Annotated in this window: 8 protein-coding genes; 7 read left to right on the top strand and 1 reads right to left on the bottom strand. The window is 41.4% G+C overall.

Annotated features, from left to right (window positions below):
• Positions 1-2: 2 nt before the first annotated feature.
• From BB427_RS13835 to BB427_RS13810, 6 genes are all read left to right on the top strand, one after another.
• Entirely contained in the window at positions 3-12,665 is a 12,663-nt protein-coding gene (locus BB427_RS13835) for a hybrid non-ribosomal peptide synthetase/type I polyketide synthase (protein ID WP_069021261.1), read from the top strand.
• Complete coding sequence (locus BB427_RS13830) at positions 12,662-16,120, top strand: non-ribosomal peptide synthetase (RefSeq protein ID WP_069021258.1); 3,459 nt, start codon at positions 12,662-12,664, stop codon at positions 16,118-16,120. The genes BB427_RS13835 and BB427_RS13830 overlap by 4 nt, the downstream gene beginning before the upstream one ends.
• A gap of 128 nt (positions 16,121-16,248) precedes the next feature.
• Positions 16,249-17,181 carry a cupin-like domain-containing protein gene (locus BB427_RS13825; RefSeq protein WP_175401282.1) on the top strand — a complete coding sequence of 311 codons (933 nt, stop codon included), beginning with the start codon at positions 16,249-16,251 and terminating at the stop codon, positions 17,179-17,181.
• 31 nt (positions 17,182-17,212) lie between these two features.
• Positions 17,213-18,466 carry an efflux RND transporter periplasmic adaptor subunit gene (locus BB427_RS13820; RefSeq protein WP_069021254.1) on the top strand — a complete coding sequence of 418 codons (1,254 nt, stop codon included), beginning with the start codon at positions 17,213-17,215 and terminating at the stop codon, positions 18,464-18,466.
• A gap of 648 nt (positions 18,467-19,114) precedes the next feature.
• A complete protein-coding gene (locus BB427_RS13815; protein ID WP_069021253.1) occupies positions 19,115-19,351 on the top strand; it encodes a type II toxin-antitoxin system Phd/YefM family antitoxin in 237 nt (78 codons plus the stop codon).
• Positions 19,352-19,363: 12 nt separating this feature from the next.
• On the top strand, positions 19,364-19,699 hold the full coding sequence (locus BB427_RS13810) for a type II toxin-antitoxin system RelE/ParE family toxin (RefSeq protein ID WP_069021251.1): 336 nt from the start codon (positions 19,364-19,366) through the stop codon (positions 19,697-19,699).
• Positions 19,700-20,249: 550 nt separating this feature from the next.
• Here the strand turns inward: BB427_RS13810 and BB427_RS13805 are convergent.
• Positions 20,250-21,086, bottom strand: coding sequence for a tyrosine-type recombinase/integrase (locus BB427_RS13805; RefSeq protein WP_069021250.1), 837 nt, complete (start codon positions 21,084-21,086; stop codon positions 20,250-20,252).
• Positions 21,087-21,676: 590 nt separating this feature from the next.
• On the opposite strand from BB427_RS13805, the gene BB427_RS13800 reads away from it, so the two are divergent.
• Positions 21,677-22,603 (top strand): hypothetical protein, encoded by a 927-nt coding sequence (locus tag BB427_RS13800; protein WP_069021248.1) that lies wholly within the window; start codon positions 21,677-21,679, stop codon positions 22,601-22,603.
• Positions 22,604-22,679 lie beyond the last annotated feature (76 nt).

Here is a 22,679-nt window from a genome sequence, read left to right as displayed (position 1 = left end):
TGGTGGATATTAGTAAAATTTTTGAACAGTGCGTAGAGCAAGGTGTAGAGCTGAATTGTATAGATGGTGATTTAGAAGTCCTCTTTAATGAGCCGCCTACAGAAGACTTGATTTCCATATTAAGAGCAAATAAACCCCAAATAATCGCTTTTCTTGAAGAACAAACCTTGTCTGATAGCAGCTCTGCAAGTGAAATTGAAAATGTCGATCGTTCAGGTTCTAAATTTCAACTTTCGTTTTCCCAGCAGAGGTTGTGGTTCATTGATACTTTGGATGGCCAATCGGCACAATATAATATGCCATCAACTGTCAGGGTGAATGGTCGTTTTTCTATATCGGCTGCTGAACAGGCTATGCAATACCTTATCGAACGTCATGAAATACTCAGAACTGTATATCAAGAAGAAGATGGTAAAGCTTTTCAGGTTATCAAAAAAAATGTTCAGTTTAGGCTAAATCAATATGACTTGGTCCACTATCCACACACTGACAAACAGGAAAAAGTAAAAGAGCTTATTGCAGAAGAAAGTGAACGAGCCTTTAATTTGGCTGAAGACCTTATGGTACGGGCTAGTTACATTGAACTCTCTCAAGATCATGGGGTTTTAGTGTTTAACATGCACCATATTGCGACTGATGGTTGGTCGATGTCGGTATTGGTCAAAGAATTTGCGCAGTGCTATAGCGATATTATCTCTGGCATTCAACCTCGGCTAGCGCCGCTTGCTATTCAGTATCTAGACTATGCTTACTGGCAACGTGACTGGTTGCAAGGAGATAATTTCTCGGAGCAAATGTCATATTGGCAGCAAAATCTTGCTGATGCGCCGTTAGTTCATAGTTTGCCTCTGGATTACACCAGACCACCAGTTAAGCAGCATATTGGCAATCGTATATCAAAAACGTTGTCGGCTGACACCGCACAATTACTTCAGCAGCTCGCCACTGATCACCAGTTAACACATTTTATGTTATTGCATGGTGCGCTCTCTTTGGTTCTGGCACGCCATAGTAACAGTCAAGATATTCTTGTCGGCACGCCCGTTTCCAACCGTAAGCGTGTGGAGTTTGAATCTCTGATTGGGTTCTTTGCAAATACAATGGTGTTGAGAGTGAATACCGATTTTGACTCTTTACATAGTTATTTAGACCATGTTCGCCAAGTTCATTTGGACGCGCAATCTAATCAGGATATTCCCTTTGAACAGTTGGTTGATAAGCTTAATGTCCCTCGTAGCAGAGCTTACAATCCCATCGTACAAATATTGCTTGCAACGAATAACAGTTTTGCATTGGATGAGAGTTTATCTAGTGACGAACTTGTTTTGGGCGATGTTAAGCTCTCACCTATTGCGCAAACTGATATCAACCTAAAATTTGATCTTGAGGTAAACACCCTTGTTAGCGAACAAGGTATTGAAGTGGCGATAGATTATGATATCAGCATTTTTGACCAATCGTCTGTTGAGCAGATTGCACAGCACCTTTGTACATTATTAGAAGCATTCGCGTCCGCAAGTAAACACAAACAATATGATTTGCCTCTTTCATCATATGCCATGATGACAACCGAAGAACAATCGAAACTTAGCTTAGGTGGGGATGCGCTGTGGTGTGACTTCCCACATGACACTTGCTTACATGAATTGTTCGAAGCCAAGGTCGTAGCGAACCCAGAAAAGATCGCAGTTGTATTTGATGGTCAAAGCCTGACCTACGGCGCATTAAATGACAAGGCCAACCAAGTTGCTCGATATTTGCAAGCGCATCATAACGTAAAACCTGACACACCGGTTGGGTTGTGCTTGCAACGTTCATTGGAAATGGTCGTTGGCATGCTTGCGATTCTAAAGGCTGGCGGGGCTTATGTTCCGCTAGAACCAAGTTATCCAAAATCAAGAATGGACTATTTGTTGTCAGACACAGGGATCCAAGTTGTTTTAACTCATGAGCCTACCGCATCTCTGCTGGCAGGTGAGCACTGTGAGCTGTTAAATCTCAGTGAAGACTTATGTCATGACTTCAGCACCGATAACATCAATAGTGTAGATCTTGGGTTGAGTGCACAAAATCTCGCATATATCATCTACACATCTGGCTCAACAGGTAACCCCAAAGGAGTCATGATAGAGCATCGCAGTGTGGTTAATCGTATCTCTTGGATGGAGAATCAGTATCAGCTAAAAGAAAGTGATGTGATTTTACAGAAGACACCATTTAGTTTTGATGTTTCTGTTTGGGAGTTTTTCTGGCCGTTGATAACGGGTAATAGGCTCGTTATGGCTCAGCCTGAAGGGCATAAAAACCCCGAGTATTTACAGAAGATAATTCAGCAAGAATCAGTTTCTATCATCCACTTTGTCCCTTCTATGTTACGTAGCATGCTTGAAGTCAGCAATCTAACAGATTGTACGTCGTTGCGACATGTTTTCTGTAGCGGCGAGGCACTGACGGCTGACATCATTAAATCTTTCTTTGCTGAAGCGGAGCACGCTGAACTGCATAATCTTTATGGGCCAACAGAGGCTGCTATTGATGTGAGTAGCTGGAACTGTAATGAATATGATGATAAATCAGGCCTAGTACCAATAGGTAAAGCGATTCAAAATACTAGACTATATGTACTTGATGAAAAGCAGAATCTATTACCGCAAGGCGCTGTTGGCGAGTTGTACATCGGTGGAGTGGCAGTTGGAAGAGGGTATTTTAATAATCCTAAGCGTACCGCTGAAAACTTTTTGTCAGATCCATTTTCAACAGAGCCTGAAGCAAAGTTATATAAAACAGGGGATTTAGTACGATATTTGTCAGACGGCAATATCGCGTATTTAGGTCGCTCTGATGACCAAGTAAAAGTTAATGGTTTTAGAATTGAGCTTGGAGAAATTGAGTACCACATAAATCAATGTCCTGAAGTGGACTCAGCTTTTGTATTACAAAAATCACTCAGTGCGGGTCAGAAAAAACTGGTTGGCTATATTAAAGTGGCGAGCAATAACACTGATAGTGCCGCTGTAATATCGAGTATCAAGCAGTCTTTGAAGAAAACGTTGCCTGAGTTCATGGTCCCAGCACACTTTGTCTGCGTAAAAGAGTGGCCATTATCAGCTAATGGTAAGATTGAAAAGTCTAAGCTTCCAGATGTATCTGAACACAGTCAAGGTGGCGCTAGTTATATTGCACCGCAGAGCGCAATTGAAGTTAAATTAAGTCAAGTTTGGTCTTCATTACTGAATGTTGAGCGAGTATCGATGCAAGATAACTTCTTCGATTTAGGTGGTGATTCAATTCTGTCCATTCAGGCTGTAGCGCGAAGTCGTGCATTGGGGGTCTATTTTACGGTAGCCCAACAGTTTGAAAACCAAACTTTGGCTGAATTAGCGCGAGTTGTTACTGTGGAGCCGAAGGTGGAAGTTCCACAAGTTCCTTGCTCCGGCGAAATGCAATTGTTGCCCATTCAGTCTTCATTTTTTGCTCAGAAACTCCATAACCCAGATCATTTTAACCAGGCAGTATTACTGCAGGTGCCCGCTAGTATTGATACTGCATTTTGGTACCAACTCGTTCAGGCTGTGTATAACAGGCATGATGCGCTAAGGTTAATATTCAAAGAGTCTCAGGGCAATTGGTCTGCACAATTTCAAGCATACGATGAATCCATGTTGAACCAGTGTGTTGAACTACATGATTTTAGCCAGTACTCGGACACTCAGCGTCAAGAAGAGCTAGAAAAACAATGTGCCCTTGCTCAGAAAAGTTTGGCCGTGCAACAGGGAGTGCTGTTTAAGCTTTGTTATTTTAATTATGGACCTCAACGCAGTGGTCGTTTACTCATTGTTTGTCATCATCTCGTAATTGACGGTGTTTCGTGGCGTGTATTAATGAAAGATTTAGAGCAGGCCGCACAACTATACGCAAACAATGAACCGTTGAAACTCGATCCGAAAACCTCCTCTTTACAAACATGGCAAAAGAAGCTTACTCAATACGCGAATAGTGAATCTTTACTCTTAGAAAAGCCTTACTGGCTAAAGCAATTACAGTCATCGAGTGAGCAACCTGCGCCTGAGTTTTTGGAGACATTGCCGCAAGGTGTAACTTCAAGCAGTAAGATGGTATTGAGTGTAGCCAGTACACAAGCGTTTTTGCGACAATGTAATCCGCGATTCAAAACCCATATTAATGAATCGCTGCTAGCATGTCTATTGCGAGCTTGGCATCAATGGACAAACCTTCCCACAATGCCTCTTAGTGTCGAGTCTCATGGCAGGGAACCATTGTTCAATGACGTTGATATCACGGAAACTCTGGGTTGGTTTACAACAGTCTACCCCTTAGTACTCTCTTCTGAAATTAAAGGTGACTTCGTTTCCCTATTACAAAGCGTTAAAATGGCGTGTCGTGAAACGCCAAATAATGGGATCGGATACGGTGTATTGTGGGCGTTGGCAAAAGAGCCTGAAATCATGTCATTGCACCACCAAACATATCATCAAAATGTTTTGTTTAATTATCAGGGTAATAGCGAGAGCGCGACGAATGTTGAGCAAGGGTTTTCAGTTGCAAAAGAAGGCGCTGGAGCCACTCAATGCGAGTTGAATCAGCTTAGTCATATGCTCCATGCAGACGGCGCTGTGATAGATGGCCAACTGACCTTCTCGTTTACAAGTCAATGCATTGAACAGCGCAGGTTGGACAGCTTATCTGAATTGTTCCTGAGTTGTTTGAACGAAGCTGTAGATTATTGCAAGCCAAGCAATGATGGGTTTGTTGCACCACTGGTTCCTCAAGATTTTCCAAATTCGCGTCTTTCTCAATCTGATTTGTGTGAGATCCGAGCAGTCCACCCTGTGATTGATCGTCTTTATGTGTCGACACCATTGCAAAGAGGCATGCTATATCACAGCTTGCTGGATAAATCGGGTACACAATATACAACCGTGAGTCATTTTGATTTTTCAGGGCAACTGCATATCAATCACTTTAAGCAGGCGTTGCAAATAGCCATCGAACGACATGATATTTTACGCACCTGTTTTGTGGGTTTAGATTTAGACTTACCACACCAGCTTGTTACAAGCCATGTCAATACTCCATTTGAAGTAAAGGACTGGCGAAATAGACAAGACGGTGACATTAACGCAGCACTCGCAGAATTTAAAGAGCAAGAAAAAGCAAAAGGCATTGATTATTCGCATGCTCCACTGATGCGTTTTGCACTGATTCTTTTACCAAATCAACGTTACCAATTTGTTTGGGTTTATCATCATCTCTTACTAGATGGCTGGTGTTTACCGGTACTACTTAATGAAGTGATGAGCCATTACCAAGCACTTGTACAGAATCCAGATATCGAGCTGTCGATGGGAGAAGTGGTTCCGTACGAAAATTTTGTTAATTGGTATCTAAAACAAGATCAAGACGCTGCAAAAGCATACTGGCAGGCGCAACTTAAAGGGTTGACTACGGCGACAAAGTTGGTCGACAAACCTGCTAATGCAGTAAGCAATGAATATGGCCAAGTTCAGCAAGTAATGTCTGAAGACTTACAACTAAAATTGGCGCATATAGCGAAACAAAACCATTGTACCGTCAATGTTATTATGCAATTTGCGTGGTCTTATGTATTGGCTAAGTATAACGGCACACATGATGTTGTGATTGGGACAACTGTCTCAGGCAGACCGGCAGAATTGGACGGTATAGAAAAAATTCTCGGTATGTTCATTAATACTATCCCAACGCGTACGATATTCGATGAACAACAGACAATTGGCGATGCTTTGCAAAGCAGGCATGCCAAAAATGTAGCGGCTGAAGCTTTCAGTTATCTCAGCCTAGCAGAAGTACAACAGTTATCTGACTTGCCTCCTGGGTCTGAGCTATTCAACACTCTATTTGTTTTCGAAAACTATCCGAGTGTTTTATCGCAGGGCACTGAACATGGCGAAACATCATTAAACATCGAGAATTCGGGCGCTGTGGAACACAGTAATTATCCTTTGACCGTTATTGTGACTGATCAAGAATACATTACACTGACTTTGGACTACCAAAAAAGCCACTTCAATGAGCAAACAATGACTCAAATCATGGAATACTACTGTAACGTATTAAGTAGTATTGCGTCGGTAGGAAGCGCGGCCCAAGTGACTGACATTACAATGCAGTCTGAGCTTGAATTGCAAAGTATTTTTAAGCAATTACAAGGACCAAAAATTGCGCTGCCAAATGACAAATGTATCCACGAGTTATTTGAAGAACAAGCAAGTAAACAGCCTCATAAGGTTGCTGTAGAATTTGGTAATGAGCTGCTAACTTATGAGCAGCTTAATAGCCAAGCGAATCAGGTTGCTCATTATCTGCTAGAAGAAGTGGGCGCTCAGTTTGATGAAAACAGTCACAATCACCTGTCTATTGGGGTTTGTTTTGAGCGTTCACTCGATATGTTGGTAACCATTATCGGTATTTTAAAAGCCGGGTTCCATTACGTGCCGTTGGATCCTGAATACCCAGCAAATCGCTTGGAACTTATTAGCCATAATGCAAATATGTTCAAGGTATTAACTTGTGGTAATGTTTCAGAGAAGCTAGCTTCGCTCGATTGCGACATAGCAGTATTTTCCAAATTGGCTCTGGAGAGTTATCCTAGCAACAACATTCCAGTGGACCAGGCTGGCATAAATAGTCACAGTATTGCCTATAGTATCTATACATCAGGCTCGACAGGCGTACCAAAAGGGGTTGCGTTAAGGCATCGGAATGCAGTTGCGATGTTGAGTGGGGCACATGTTGAATATTCGCAAGAAGAACTTTCTAGAGTCTTATTTAGCACTTCTTTGAACTTCGATTTATCAATCTTTGAAATGTTTTTACCCTTGTGCTTTGGTTCTCAGCTCGTACTTGTGAAAAGCATTTTGAGCTTGCTTGATCAAGATGTTCAAGTCAGTCTTGTGGCAACCGTACCTTCAGCTATAAAAACGCTATTAGAGGTTGATGGCATTCCTAAGGGGGTAAAAGCCATAACACTGGGTGGTGAAGCGCTTGGCGCCAATGTGGTAAATGGCCTGCTTGATAATGGTCACTGCAACAAGGTGGTTAATATATATGGCCCAACGGAAGATACCACATATTCTACGTCGGCGGCTTACACGTCACACACAGATATCGCGCCTAATATAGGTAACGTCGTACCTAATAGTCAGGGTTACATTCTTTCTTCGACGCTTACGCCTGTTCCTTTTGGCGCTATTGGTGAGCTATACATGTCTGGAGCAGGTGTGACGGCAGGTTATGTGAATTCAGAGGAATTGACAGAAAAAAGATTCATAAAAAATCCTTTTTACAATGACTCGATGGATGACTGTTATCAGGTGATGTATAAAACCGGGGATCTGGTGAAGATGTTGCCTGATGGCGCTCTCGCTTTCGTTTGCCGAGAAGATGAGCAAGTAAAAGTTAATGGCGTTAGAATCGAGTTAGGTGAGATTGAGCATGTCTTGAGCTCCGTGAATGGTATCGACTCAGCTGTTGTTATTGCCAAGAGATTGGATGAAGCTGATAGCGTAAATAACCAGATTGTTGCTTACTTCAAACCTGAGAAAGAAGCCTTGTCAATCGGTGCCGAAAAGGCGCTCGTTAATGAGGCTAAAACTATATTAGCCAGTGCCTTACCTAGCACCATGCAACCAAATAGATTGGTGCTAGTGAAAGATTGGCCGCTCAACCCAAATGGTAAAATAGATAAGAGCCAGCTCTCTAAGCAGGATTCCGTTCAGAGTGAAGCGCAGCTACCGCAGGTGGATCGAGTTGAGTCGAAGCTTATAGATATTTGGAAAGATCTATTGCAGTTAAACGACTTAGGTGTGGATGAAGGTTTCTTCGATGTCGGTGGAAACTCTCTTACCATCGTCAGCATGGTCAACCGAGTTAATAAGCAATTTAATGTATCGATCCAACTTACCGATGCATTTACGCACCCGACTGTGTCAGCTTTGGCAAGTTACTTACGAACGCTTACAGAGCCTACTCAGTTGGACACCGAGCTTAGCCATTCTGCATCACCAAGTCAAAGCCTAGATAAAGGTGAACCGATAGCTATAATAGGCATGGCCGGTCAATTTCCAGATGCTGAGGACGTCGCTGAGTTTTGGCACAATATAGAAACTGGCAGAGAATCATTAGAAACTTACACAAAGGATCAACTTCTACAAGCGGGCTTTAGTGAAGAAGATATCAATGACCCTTGGTTTGTTGGCAAGGGAGTCACGCATAAATATGTTAAAGAATTTGATGCTGATTATTTTGGTTTTACCCCAAAACAAGCTGAGATCATGGACCCACAACAGCGAATGTTGTTTGAGTCTACACAGCATGCCTTAGATGATGCTGGGTATGGCAATACAGATATACCGCAGAATATAGGGGTGTTTGTCGGATGCAGTGACAGCCAATACCTATTTAATAACCTGCTCCTCAATCGCACGTTAATGGCTGCTATGTATAAAGAAATCTCGCAAGCCAATAGTAACACGTACAGCGCTAGCAGACTGGCATACAAGTTCAATCTAACTGGACCTGCAATTAGTATTGCAACTGCTTGCTCAACTTCTTTGGTAGCTATTCATCAAGCTGTTACTAGTATCCAAAATGGTGATTGTCAGATGGCACTGGCAGGTGGCGCGAGCATTGCCAACTTAGGGCCTACTGGGTATCACTATCAAGAAGGTAATATTGCTTCACAAGATGGTCATTGCCGAGCATTTGACGATAATGCGTCAGGAACACGGAGTGGTAATGGTGTTGGGATGTTATTGTTAAAACCTTTATCTAAAGCTATCAAAGATGGCGATAACGTTCATGCAGTCATTAGAGGCACCGCCGTTAATAATGATGGTCGAGATAAAATTGGTTTCACAGCTCCGAGTGTCGCAGGCCAATCGGAGGTCGTTGCAACAGCTATGAAAAAAGCGGGCGTGACACCAGAGCAGGTCCAATACATAGAAACACATGGCACAGGCACAAGGCTTGGGGACCCGATTGAAATAAGAGGGTTAAGAAATATTTTCCAGAGTGCAGCAAAAAATAGTATTGCGCTGGGCACGCTTAAACCGAATATAGGGCATACGGACATTGCTGCAGGGGTAGCGGGCGTGATCAAAGCTGTATTGGCGATTAAAGCAAAGAAAATGCCCAAGAGCATCAACTTTGACAATGCCAATATTGAAGCTGATCTTGATAATACACCTTTTTATATTAATACTCAGACCAAATATTGGCCAGAGAGCAATGAAACTCGAATTGCAGGTATCAGTTCATTTGGTATTGGTGGTACAAATGCGCATTCTATTATTGAGCAAGCGCCTGAACGCCATTCGTTAGACACAGAGCAAGCGGTACAGCTGCTAGTTCTTTCTGCTAGCAGTGCAAAGTCTTTAACTCGAATGAATGCTGAACTTGCGAAGTACTTAGACTCAGAACCGCAAGTCAACTTATCTGATGTGGCCTTTACACTGCAGAAGGGGAGAAAACAGTTACCATTTAGGCAATATCATGTTGCGGCCACAAGGCAGCAAGCCGTGGAAGTGCTTAAAGGAGCCCATAATACAGATACCGTTAAGATGCAGCACAAAAAGACGGATGTGTACTTTATGTTCTCAGGCCAAGGAACGCAGTATGAGCAGATGGCAAAGGATTTGTATCATGCTGAACCTGTGTTTCGTGATGCAATGAACTTGTGTGCAAACCTTATTAAGGTCCACTCTTCTGTTGATATACTGCAGCACATTTATCCTGAGCAGCTGGTTCAAGATGAACAAATAGAACTCAGTATTCATGATACGATAGTGACTCAGCCTGCACTTTTTGCTGTAGAGTATAGTCTCGCTAAAACACTAATGAGTTGGGGAATACAACCAGCAGGTGCAATAGGTCACAGTCTGGGCGAATATGTCGCAGCGACGGTTGCAGGTGTATTTAGCCTTGAAAACGCACTTAAACTGGTTTGTAAGCGTGCACAGATCATGCATCAAGTGCAGTCTGGCGCCATGCTCTCTGTGGTGTTAAATGAAGAAAAAGCACAAGCGTTGGCAGACAAGTTTGGGTGTGATGTTGCGGCTGTAAATGCACCGCAGCGTACTGTTATTGCGGGTGAAATTGACGCAATAGATGAATTGATCGGCTATTTACAAAACAACGATATTATTCACAATAAGTTGCATACATCTCATGCTTTCCATTCCAGAATGATGATACCTGTGGTGGATGAGTTTAAGGCAATTGTGTCAGGAGTAGAAATACACAGTCCGCAGTTCCCAATCATATCCAATGTAACCGGTGAATATCTCACAAATGATATGCTCAACGACGGTGATTATTGGGTGAACCACTTAAGGGGAACTGTCAGGTTCAGCGATGGGTTAAGTACTTTACTTGCCAGTGATGCGAAAATAAACCGCATTTGTGTTGAGATTGGACCTGGCAATGTTCTTAGCAAGCTAGGACAATTAAATGGAAACGGTCAATCTGGCGTGTTTTTATCTTCGTTGAAAGGGGCGCAATCGTCACAGGATGATATAGAGGTCTTACGTACTTTGCAGGGGGCGCTTTGGGCACATGGCGTGAATATATCCTGGGATAAGTTATCTTCTGGCGAAGAAAAGAGACGTGTTTCTCTACCTAAATACCCATTTGAACGAAAAGAGTATTGGGTTGAACCTGTGGCAGAGTCTCTGGACAAAGTTGATTTGCTGCAAGCTGCAGACTCAGTTCAGCAATGGTTATATGAACCTGTGTGGAATGCATGTGTAAGGCAAAGTAGCCGTCAGAGGAAGCCAAATGATGCTTCATCAAGCTCTAGGAGTTGTCTAGTTTTTGAAGATAAAGCTGGCATGGGTCGTTTGATCGGTGAGCGACTGAAAGAACAAAACATTGCACCAATATTCGTAGAGTTCGGTGATACCTATCAGCGCATTTGTGCGACCAGATATCAGCTTGATGCATTAGATAAGGGATCTTACAGTCAATTGGCGACAGATCTCGCGCAAGAAAACCTTGTGCCTTCGTACATTGTACATGGCACAGGTATTGATGATGCACACATATCTGATGCTTCTCAAAGTAGTTTGCAGGTTAATCGTGCCCTTTCAAGTTTGCTTATTATGTGCCAGGCATTTGAAGAAAATGAGTGGCAACAGGAAATAAAGCTCACAGTATTAACCACAAATGCACAACGATTTGACGAAGATGACACGGTTATTCCTGAAAAATCAGCGTTATTGGGTGTCTGTCGAGTTATTCCAGCTGAATATCGCAACATTGATTTCCAAAGTGTTGATATTGAGCAGGGTCAATCACCTCAGTTAATCAGTAATAGAGCAGTTAACAAGCTCGTAAGTTGTATCACTGCTGAAGCCAAAGTAGCACATAGAAGCCTTTGTTTGCGAGGTAATCAACTTTGGCACCAGTCCTATGCTAGAACACAGAATGATGGCGAGCACGCATCAACGTTATTGAAGTCCAATGGCGTATATGTTGTATCAGGTGGATTGAGCGGAATAGGCGCTGCATTGGCTGAGCACATTGCTAAGTCTGTAACAGCAAAGTTGGTGCTATTGGGGCGTTCAGAATTTCCATCCAGACAAACTTGGAATGAGTGGATTGCAGCTAACGGTTCCCATGACCAGACATCTCAAACGATCATTCGGATCCGTGAAATGGAAAAAGCAGGCTCTGAAGTATTGATTTTACAAGCTGACATTACACAAAACAGTGGAGTGACATACGTTAAAAAGAGGGTTGCAGAGGCATTTGGTAAGGCAGATGGGATTATTCACTCAGCTGGAGTTCCTGGAGGCGGTTTAATGTCGCTAAAAACTCAGGAACTGATAGAAAAAGTGCTAAAACCAAAAGTGGCGGGGACCATGTTATTGGCCAGTACCTTTGAAGATGATCAATTAGATTTCTTTATCAATTGCTCTTCACTTGCCCCTATCATTGGGGGAATAGGGCAATTTGAATACTGTGCTGCGAATGCATATCAGGATGCATTTTCAATAGCACGTGAACATGGAAATACACAGTTTATATCTATCAACTGGGATTCATGGTCTGAAGTGGGGATGGCTGTCAAAGAGGTTAATAGCACATCAAAAAGTGAAACGCCGATTGTGCACCTTAAAAATGCCATGACACCGGAGCAGGGAAAGCAGGTTTTCGATCGTATTTTGAGAAACCCACGGTCTCAGGTCATCGTGTCCAGAACAGAAATAAATGCAAGAGTAGCTCACTTAGAGGTGTTGATGAAAACTCAGGACGTCGATGTGACTGAGCTGCGCGAACGCAAAGCACACGATCGACCCGATCTAAGTGTCGAGTTTGTCGAGCCGAAATTCAACCTTGAACTCGAGTTGGCGGAAATTTGGAGATCGGTTTTGGGAATTGAAAGAGTCGGCATTAATGACAACCTTTTTGATCTCGGTGGCGACTCTTTATTACTGAGTGGCATCATCACACGTATCAACAAAAAATGGGATGTTAGATTTCCCTTAAAGACTGCATATGAGAAACCTACGATCAAGGAGATGGCTGAATCTTTGGCAACTCATACTAGCTTGGTAAGTGACATAGATTCAGATGATTGCGAATACGAAGAGGAAGTATTATGACAGCGGGAGAGCTATTAGTATTAACCAATGAGCTAGGGATATCTCTTTATCTGAAGGATGGGAATTTAGCTGTACGCTCTAAAAAAGGTACTCTGAGTCCAGAATTAAAGTTTGCAATTAAAGAACATAAAGCTGAAATCATCGCGCTGTTATCGCAAAATCAGAAACTTTCACAAGAATCCAATAAATCGGTACTGAGAAAGTTAGGGCTATCAAAAGCTGAATTGTCTTTTGCTCAACAACGTTTGTGGTTTCTTGATAAATTTGAAAGTGGCAGCTCAAATTACAATATGCCAACGCCTTTGAGGATCAATGGTGATTTGGACTTGGATGTTGCACAGCAGGCGATACGTGCAATTATTCAACGACATGAAATATTAAGAACCGTCTATTTGGACGAAGGTGGAAAGCCATATCAACAAGTAAATGAGAGATTTGATTTTCACATTAAACGCTACGATCTTTGTGCATTTGATGGCGCAGAAAAAGAACAGAAACTTGAGCAACTGATCACTGATGAAAGCTTTAAACCATTCGATTTAGAACGAGATTTAATGGTTCGAGTATGTTGGATACAGCTTTCTAGTAAGCTAGAAAAACAAGAAGGTGTGTTGCTTTTTAACATGCACCATATCGCTTCCGATGGATGGTCCATGAATGTACTTGTGGAAGAGTTTAATGCCTTATATCAGGGGATTAAAAAAGGTGTGGACAGCCCTTTGACGCCGCTTAAATTACAATACAGTGACTTTGCTACTTGGCAGCGAGAGTGGCTAAAAGGAGAAGTATTTGAAGCGCAATTAAGTTACTGGAAAGAGCGCTTACAAGGGGCGCCTTTGGCCCATGGTTTGCCACTTAGTTACCCTAGGCCTGATAAAAAAGAACACGTTGCCGATCTGGTTTTAGGTAAGATGGATGAAGAGACAAGTGCTGCTTTATTAGATCTAGCTAAAGAACATAAAATAACGCCTTTTATGTTGCTGCATGCCGCATTAGCATTGGTGTTTTCACGCAATAGTAACAGCTATGATATTGTACTGGGCTGCCAAGTCGCTAACAGACAGCAGTCAGAGTTAGAGTCGTTGATTGGGTTCTTCGGTAACACTTTAGTGTTGAGGGCGAATACCAACTTTGACTCTCTAACCGACTATATGGCTCATATTAGAGATTGCAACTTAGAGGCTTTGTCAAATCAGGGGATCCCTTTTGATCAGCTTATTGAGCATCTGAACATACCTAGAAACACCGATCACTCGCCTCTGGTGCAGATCATACTAACAATGGAAGTCACACAGGACAACGATTTGGAGGGGGATGACTTATCAGTCAAGCTTATCGTAGAGCGAGAAACTAGAGCAAAGTTCGATATAGATATTAGTGCCTTGGTGATGGGGGGAAGGTTTTGTTTTAATTGGACTTATGATTCCTCAATATTCTCGAGAGAGTATATTGAGCAGCTAAACAAGCATTTGAAAACGGCACTGAGCAGCTTTGTTTTGACGCCAAACTTGCCTTTAAAAGAGCTACCTATATTGACTGAGCAAGAAGTTGATGGGTTGTTGCATGAGACACCGCTCCCTGTATCAAGTTTTACAGGTGAACCTTTTATCCATCAGCTTTTCGAGCGCCAAGTAGCCGAGCATCCGTTGTATGTAGCGGGTATTTGTAACGAGCAACAGCTCACATATTCGGAGTTAAATCGTAAAGCAAACCAGTTAGCACGTTATCTCAAACAACAGGGAGTTGGACCGGACTCGCTAGTTGCTATATATCTGGATCGTGACCTGACGATGTTGACAGCCATATTAGCGGTATTAAAAGCTGGTGGAGCCTATGTGCCTGTCGACACCAGCTTTCCAAAAGCGAGGCTTGAACATATTTTTGCGGACTCAAAAGTGAATGTGATTATTACAGAGACTGCACTGGCTCCCAAGCTTGAATTTAGCGCGGCAACTCTGGTTGATATATTGCAGGAAGAGCAAGTTCAGTCACTATCTGCGGAAAACTTAGCGCTTGAAGAAATAAACCTGACACCCAATAATTTGGCCTATGTGATCTATACGTCAGGTTCAACGGGCAGACCAAAAGGGGTTGCTATTGAGCATCGTCAAATAGCGTATCGCTTTGCGGGTTTTAGCCACTTATTCGATATTAAGCCCAAAGATGAAGTGCCGAGCTTAGCTTCTTATGCCTTTGATATTTCATTGTTAGAGTTAGTATATCCGCTAACTAAAGGTGCAACTGTCAACATAGTAAGAAATGACGAGTTGAGTGAACCAATCGCATTATTGGACAGAACAAGGAACAGTGCATTTATCCATATGACGCCGAGTCTGGCTCAAATTTGGTTAGACCAAGTAAAGATCAACAAGCATATGACGCGCTTCCCTAAATTACGTTATTTTGCCACAGGCGGAGATCTTGTTCCCAGTAGGTTATTAACTGATTTGAAGCAGACGTTAGAGCATATTGACGTACTACAATTCTATGGACCTACTGAAGCGACCTTATTCTGTGTGTGTAACCAAAAAGCGGATGAGTCGCCTAACCTGATTGGCCAAGTAATCCCAAATACTCTGGGAATTGTTGTTGGTGAAAATATGGAATTGTTGCCTTTTGGTGTGGCTGGTGAGTTGTGTCTTGGAGGTGAAGGTATCGCTCGAGGGTACTTAAATAGAGATGAGCTTACGCGGGAACAGTTTGTTAATAATCCTTATTCTACAGAATCGAATTCTACGTACCCTCAGCGGTTATACAAGACTGGTGACATAGTCAGAAAGCTACCCGATGGTAATATTGAATATATCTCCCGAAAAGATGATCAAATAAAGATAAGAGGGTATAGGATTGAGTTAGGTGAGATCCAATACCACCTAGATCAATGTGAGGGAGTGCATTCCTCTGCGACACTCGTTAAGGATTCCGGTCAGGCAGGGAAACACATTGTTGCCTATGTAAAACGAGATCAAAGCTGTGAAGCACTCAATGACAATGAACTCATTGTGACCTTAAAAGCGACACTTGGAAAAGCTGTTCCCAGCTATATGGTACCGAGTTACTTTGTTTTTATCTCTGAATGGCCTTTGACCCCAAATGCCAAAGTCGATAACAAGTTGTTACCTGAGCCTAAATGGAATGTATCTGGTGATGTGTGTCTACCAGAAACTGACGTGGAGCGGGGGTTAGTTGACATATGGTCTGAGCTACTGGGTGTTGAGAGCAAAGATATCAGCACTACAGCTAACTTTTTCGAATTAGGTGCTCACTCGTTACTGGTGACTAGGCTTGCTACGGCGATTAACTCTAATTGGAAAATTGACTGTACGGTCAAGCAAGTATTCGAGCGGCAGACGCTAAAAGAGCAAGCTGTGATGGTTTCAGAGGAACTTGCAATATATCAAAGCCTGTTCAAAAAACCGGATGTAGGTGGCGCACAAGAGCGTTGGGAGCTTTAGGTACTTTGATCGCCGCCCAAAAGTGTTTTGAGCGGCGTTACCTGATTTTAGTGTTAAATATTTAATCACCTAAAGCAGCTCGTCCCTCTGTTTGGTGGTGTACTGTAACATATTAAGGAGTTATGATAGTGAGTAATACTATCGAAGAGATCCATGTGGATGACTTAAGTAAAGCACAATTTAAACAACAGTATTGGCACAGTAATAAGCCTCTATTAATAAAAGGGGCTGTCAAGCATTGGCGAGCTCACAAGTTGTGGAGGCAGCCAGATTACTTAAGTAAAAAGCTCAGTAAGTTAGAAGTCTTAACACTCAGTGAGCCTTTAGTAGAATCGAATTCTAATTTATCTCAGACACTGTCTCAGACTATGGAGTTTGAATCCTTTTTTAATGAGATTAACAATGGTAAGAATAACCCTTTGTGGATACATGCTTTACCTTTGCTTTTCACTGAAGAGGATGCAAAAAACGTGTCTACAATTGCAGGGATGGACAAAGAGGAATTTGTAGCGGCTATGAGTTCTCTAGCGTTAGAGGATGTTGGCAGCTTTCCATTTTTGGATAAAACAGCAAAATCTAGGCTCTATCCAGGGTGGAGGATTTTTTTGTACAGGAATAGTTTCACAGATTGGCATGAGCATATCACAGACACACATTTGATGTGCCAGATATGTGGCGATAAGGAAGTCACTTTATTGGCTCCCAATGCTGGCAATAAATTGATAAGAGGCCTGTATGAAAAAAATGTCAGCTCGTTGAAAATGGATAAAAGTTTTGAAGAGTCAGTCGCGAATGCTAATCCATACAAGGTGATTGTGGAAGATGGTGACGCTCTACATATTCCTGTTTACTGGTATCATAAGGTGGCGCCGACAAAAAATAATTCATTCGGTATTACGTTGGCACATGCATATGCTTCACCTATGAGGGTCAATGGAGACTTCAGATATTTAGGTAGTCAAAGCATGTATAAATTAGCACCTGTGTATATGAAGCCCTTGTTGCTGATGGCCAGAGCAGTAGCGCTTCTTCAAAAAAAGAAGCCATTGTCAATTGAATAAGAGATAAATATAAGAACGGTTAAAGTTATTTATGGATGTTAAAAAGAATAAAAAAACGCGAAAAGTTAAACTCAATACTAAGCAAGCCTTTATTATTGCTTTAAGTGTTGTCACGCTTGCCGGTATTTTCACTGTCATGAAGGATAAAACCATTAGTATGCCTCAAGAAGACTTGCTAATTGAGCGCGTGAAAGCTGGAGAGCTTGAGGTGACAGTGGATGGTTACGGTATCCTCGTATCTGGAAAACAGCAGCTCATTACCGCGAATTCTGACGCGACGGTTGAAGAAATTGTGTTAAAGCCTGGTGCTAAAGTGAACGCTGACAGTGTGATTGCGAAGTTAAGTAACCCAGAATTAGAAGAGCTTGCTGAAAGTGCCCAGCAGGATCTACTGCAAGCTATTGCGAATATGCAGCAACTTTCGTTGAATAACGAACGAGAAAAATTAATCGAGTCCTCTCAATTAATAGAGGTCGAATCTCAATTAGAGGGCGTAAAACTGCAGCGCGAGTCAGAGGAACAATTGGTGGAAGAAGGCATTGTTTCTCGCCTTAGTTACAAACAAACGTTACTAGAAGAAAAGCAACTTGAGCAGCGTGTCAGTGTATTAAAAGAGCGGGCGAAGCAGTTGACTAAAATCCATGAAAAATCCATAAATATCGAAAAGGGTAGGGTTAAGCAAAGTGAAGGTGTATTAAACAATGCACTTGCTCGCTTAGAAAAGCTTGAAGTGAAAGCAGGATTTGAAGGGGTGTTGCAAAGCTTGTCTGTAGAGCTTGGGCAAAGCTTGCGAAGAGGCGATGAAATTGCATTGATAGGATCTGTTACAGAGCTGATCTCAGAGATACAAGTTCCGCAGAATCAAGCCCAATTAATTGAAGTTGGCCAGCCTGTGATATTAAAAATGCGAGATGAAAATATCGTAGGTGAAGTTAGTCGAGTGGACCCTGTGGTCAATGATGGCACTGTTTTAGTGGAAGTTGCATTGCCAGCGCAATTACCTTCATCTGCACGACCATTACGTAATATAGAAGGCACTGTGATTGTAAAGACAATACCCAACGCTAAATATATTAGAAAGCCCGTTGGCGCAAAACCTAACAGTAGCAGTTACTTATATCGTTATGACGGCGATTCAGGTTCTGCTGAACGGTTCTTAGTACAGTTTGGTGAATCGGCTGGAAAAGACATTCAGCTTCTTTCAGGCGCAAACACTGGTGAGTTTTTTATCATTAGTGATTTATCTAGTTTGCAAGAAGGGACTTCACGGATCAGCATTCATTAAATATACTGGCGCAAGGCATTACATTTATGTGGCCACGCTTTTTCTAGACAATGCCTGGGGCCTATTTGGCATTGTCTAGAACCATAATCGGATTATTCACTTTAACTCTTGGTTTAAATCACGCGCACCAATCACACTCCTAACCCTTTTGGAAGCTGAGCTTCCCAAATGTGATTCCTGATGACAACTTGTATATTTTATGGCTTACCTACTTTTCTTCCACTTGCAATATAGTGCCCGGTACCTCTTTAGTTTTGGCTTGAGGCCTGTATTTTTTGGTGTGATCTTAGTGACAGTCGCTAAGATTTTTGGTTTATATCCGTAAAACTTATTTCGTGAATCAGCTTTTTAAGGACCACAAAACTATTTTGGCGTTAGGTATTGTCACCCGTTAACTTGCAAGTTACCAAGTTTTATTGTGTCTATATGGGCTGTAGGTGCAGTTACAATTCGTTCCTGTTATACATCCAAAAAGTTAAATATCTTGATATTGAGGGCGACAAGGTGTTATGTGAAGAGTAGTCTATATTTGGTTCGATTTGTTGACTGTTGATATACTGTTGGTCTATATTTAGTCTTGTAGTCTATATTTAGACTTTGTTGTAAAGTGATATTACAAGTTATGTGAACTTAAAGGGGTGAGTAGGTATGAAAATCGCAACAATTAGCCAAATGAAAGCCAACGCGGCCACTTTGCCTGACGAATTAGGGCTTGCTCCTCTGTTTGTGACACAAAATGGCAAAGAGTCATTAGTGGTTCAAACGCATGAGGCGTACCAACATCAGCAGGAAAAAATGGCATTCATGACGCTGTTATTAAATTCAAGAAAAGATATCGAAGAGGGCAAGACAGCGCCAATCGATGATTTTCTAAGTTCGATTTAAAATAGGTATAGAATGACACATGTAAATATTGAAATAACTAGACATGCACAATTGCAAATTAAAGATGCGATCAATTGGCGTTCGCGTCGAGAGACTGACGGTGTAGCAAGAGATAGCATTAAATCAACCGTCATAGCATGGAAGAGCCAGCTAGAAACCTTGCCTGAGAGCGGTAAAGCCTGCCAGTACTTTGACTCACCTGAGTTTAGAGAGATAGTAAAAGGCAATTACCGGTTTGTATACGAAATCAGGAACACTGGTGAGCAAAAGTTCAATATTTACTTACTGATATTTTGTCATGTTAAAATGAATTATCAGGATTTGATCAACCAGTTTGGTCTGTTTTAAGAAAGAGCCAGCTAAAAGTTGGCTTTTTTCCTCTAGGCTACAACACTGCAAAGGCGTAATGGAACGTGACATCACTTTAACCGATGTGAAAGTGCCCACATGGTTACTGCAACCCTTAGTCTGAATGCTGAACATTGCTGTTTGTGCCACAGAGCTTTAAGGGGATAAGTAAGTTAATGGTAGAAAGGATGCAGTTTATAAGGAACTTGTAAGAACATCAAACAACTAGAACACATCATACTTAATTTGTTTTATCATTAGGCTTAGCCCCAATAGAAATAAAACTATTCCTTTATATCCAGGTAACTAAAGCTACTAACTCATGTAAGCACGCTTCGAAGCTGAGTTCTTTTGCCGTTCTCATTTCTCAAACCGAGCGTTCTTATCTAGATATTTTTTTGAATTCAAATCAATACTGAAGAGTTGATATGCAAGCATATTTTCTGAAAGTGGACCTAAAATACTATAAATTTAATACTTTTCAATTAGTTAATTGATATAAGTTATCCAAGTGTTATTCATTGACTTGTTAACTGAAAATGTGGATAACTTATTTTTTAAACAAATTGACTGTCACTGTATCGTCAATTTCTTCTTGCGAAGTCTGAACATAGCGCTCTGTTGTTTTAATCGACGAGTGACCCAGCAATTTTGAAATGTGTTTTAAATCAGAACCGTTACTATATAGCCAGGTTGCATAAGAGCGCCGCAATGAATGAGGCGGCACAGGCCGATTACCGTCGAGCAAACCATACTTTCTGCAAACGTCATAAATAGCATGGCCAGACAACCCAGCGATATCGGACATTTTATAATAGGCCCGCCCCCCTTTTGTTAGGCGTATAAATAAGGCTCCCGTTTTAGTTGGGTGTAGCACCAGCCATTGCATTAATGCTTGATACGTAAATTCATGCAATTTAACCGCGCGCTCATTATTACCTTTCCCTATGAATTGAAGGCGTTGATGCTCATGATCGATATCTTCACACTGCAGGCCTGCGACCTCGAAACGCCTCAAACCGGCCCCAACCAACACATGAAAAATGGCCTGGTCACGCACACTTGTCATCACGGGTTGAGTCCAGCTATCGACCTTAGTTAATAACGACTCAAAACTTTCCAACGCCAAAATATGATGATCTTTAATTCGAGAGCCGCCGGGTTTACTTACACTCTTAATGGACTCGTAACGCCTAGTGGAAATTTGTTCGAGTAAAAACACTTCTTTGATCACACTTTTGAGCACAGACAAATAAAGCGATATAGTATCAGGTGATAGACACTTTTTTTGCCACAAGCTCAGCATCAAATTGACATCATTTTTAGTAATGGATGGCCAGTCAATATCGTAAATAGACTGAGCACCTAGACCCTTAGAGATAGTCATTAATACTCTTCGAGCTGTCGCTTTTGATGCATCACTCGAGAGGCCATTGATATATGTATACATTGGACAGTTGTTATCTCGGAGGATTAAGTTCGTAATCGTTGGTCGCCGACGCGAAACCTGCTTATTTTGTGGTGATTCAGTTGGTGTTATTTTTACTAGGTGTGATAACCGATCATACATAACTCGCTTCTCCAATAAAACATCATGATAGAGACCTAGAGTCACTAATTTATTCACTATAGTCAAAGCATCTCAAAATTACCAACGTAAATGCATATTTACGTTGGTAATTTACATTATGTTAAATGAGACAACGAATAAGATAAGCGCAACTATGGATAGTATTTTTCGAATACATCGGATAAAAATGGTTTACCCTGTAACACGTTCCCGCACTTTGATCTAGATGATTTATTACATCTTATACAATGCATACGGCTGAATGCTCCAACCTAAAAATCAGGAGTATTACAAAAATAAGACAGAGACAGAATCGGATGTTATTATTTTGGTTACAGAAATAATAAAAAAGGAGCGTAATATGAAACGTGAAGTAGATGCGGTCATTCTATGGGTTGATGGGAGTGATGAAAATTGAGAAAATTCGCTATGAAGACATCGGTACATTGAAGTACGTTCATCGCAGCATCGAAAAGTTTATCCCTTGGATACGCAATGTATATTTAGTAACAGCTAACCAGGCTCCGGGTTGGTTGAAAACAGATCACCCGAAGCTTGTACAGATATCGCATAGTGATATTTTCAAAGATCAGTCTCAGTTACCCTCTTTTAATAGTTCTGCAATAGAACTTAATTTACACAGGATTGAGGGGCTATCAGAGCAATTTTTACTATTCAACGATGATACGATCATCCAAAAGCCCTTGAATAAGAGTTATTTTTTTAAAAGTGATTACCCTAATGATATGTATATTGTGAGGAATTTATTTCACGATGATAAGTACTCGCATTCACTTCACTCGATTATGCAAGTAATTAATAATGAAGTTAAAAGCAGTCAATCTTTCAATCAGCAATTGCGTTACATGAAAAACTTCCGATATGGCTTAAAGTGTGTGATAAACAATCTTATACTAACGAGACTATCACAGAATGAAATTCCTCTTTTTGTACAATTACACTCTGTGCAGGCTCACTTAAAAAGTAATTTTATTGAAGCAGAAACGGCATATCCCAACATATTTCACAACACCTTTTCTTCTAGGTTTAGAAGTGAGTCTGATATAAATCATTATTTGGCACAATTTTGGGGGCTTATCAAAGGAAAGTTTCACCCCAAAATGCAGTTTGATAAAAAATATATCAGCATATTGGATATCGACATGCTTAAAAAGCAACTTTTAGCACTTAAAGATCATGATATTTCATTGCTTTGCTTTGGCGAGCACCCTGAATTTGATACCTCAGATTACCCAAAGTGTAAGCAGCTCATCTCAGAATTTTTGGACATAAAACTCAGCAATCATAGCTCTTATGAACGAAAAACCCAATAAATATATAAAAGTCTAAATTTATTATAAATAGGAGCACCCTACAACTGGTGAAAAACGCTGATAAAAAGAAGAGATT

The organism is Pseudoalteromonas sp. BMB, assembly GCF_001709235.1.
Lineage (GTDB): Bacteria > Pseudomonadota > Gammaproteobacteria > Enterobacterales > Alteromonadaceae > Pseudoalteromonas > Pseudoalteromonas maricaloris.
This window is presented reverse-complemented; position numbering and strand designations above follow the sequence as displayed.

Bases quoted from the DNA above. Each gene is read 5' to 3' on its own strand.
- BB427_RS13830 (WP_069021258.1), top strand. From the start codon at position 12,662: ATGACAGCGGGAGAGCTATTAGTATTAACCAATGAGCTAGGGATATCT.
- BB427_RS13820 (WP_069021254.1), top strand. From the start codon at position 17,213: ATGGATGTTAAAAAGAATAAAAAAACGCGAAAAGTTAAACTCAATACT.
- BB427_RS13815 (WP_069021253.1), top strand. From the start codon at position 19,115: ATGAAAATCGCAACAATTAGCCAAATGAAAGCCAACGCGGCCACTTTG.
- BB427_RS13810 (WP_069021251.1), top strand. From the start codon at position 19,364: ATGACACATGTAAATATTGAAATAACTAGACATGCACAATTGCAAATT.
- BB427_RS13805 (WP_069021250.1), bottom strand. From the start codon at position 21,086: ATGACTATCTCTAAGGGTCTAGGTGCTCAGTCTATTTACGATATTGAC.
- BB427_RS13800 (WP_069021248.1), top strand. From the start codon at position 21,677: ATGAAAATTGAGAAAATTCGCTATGAAGACATCGGTACATTGAAGTAC.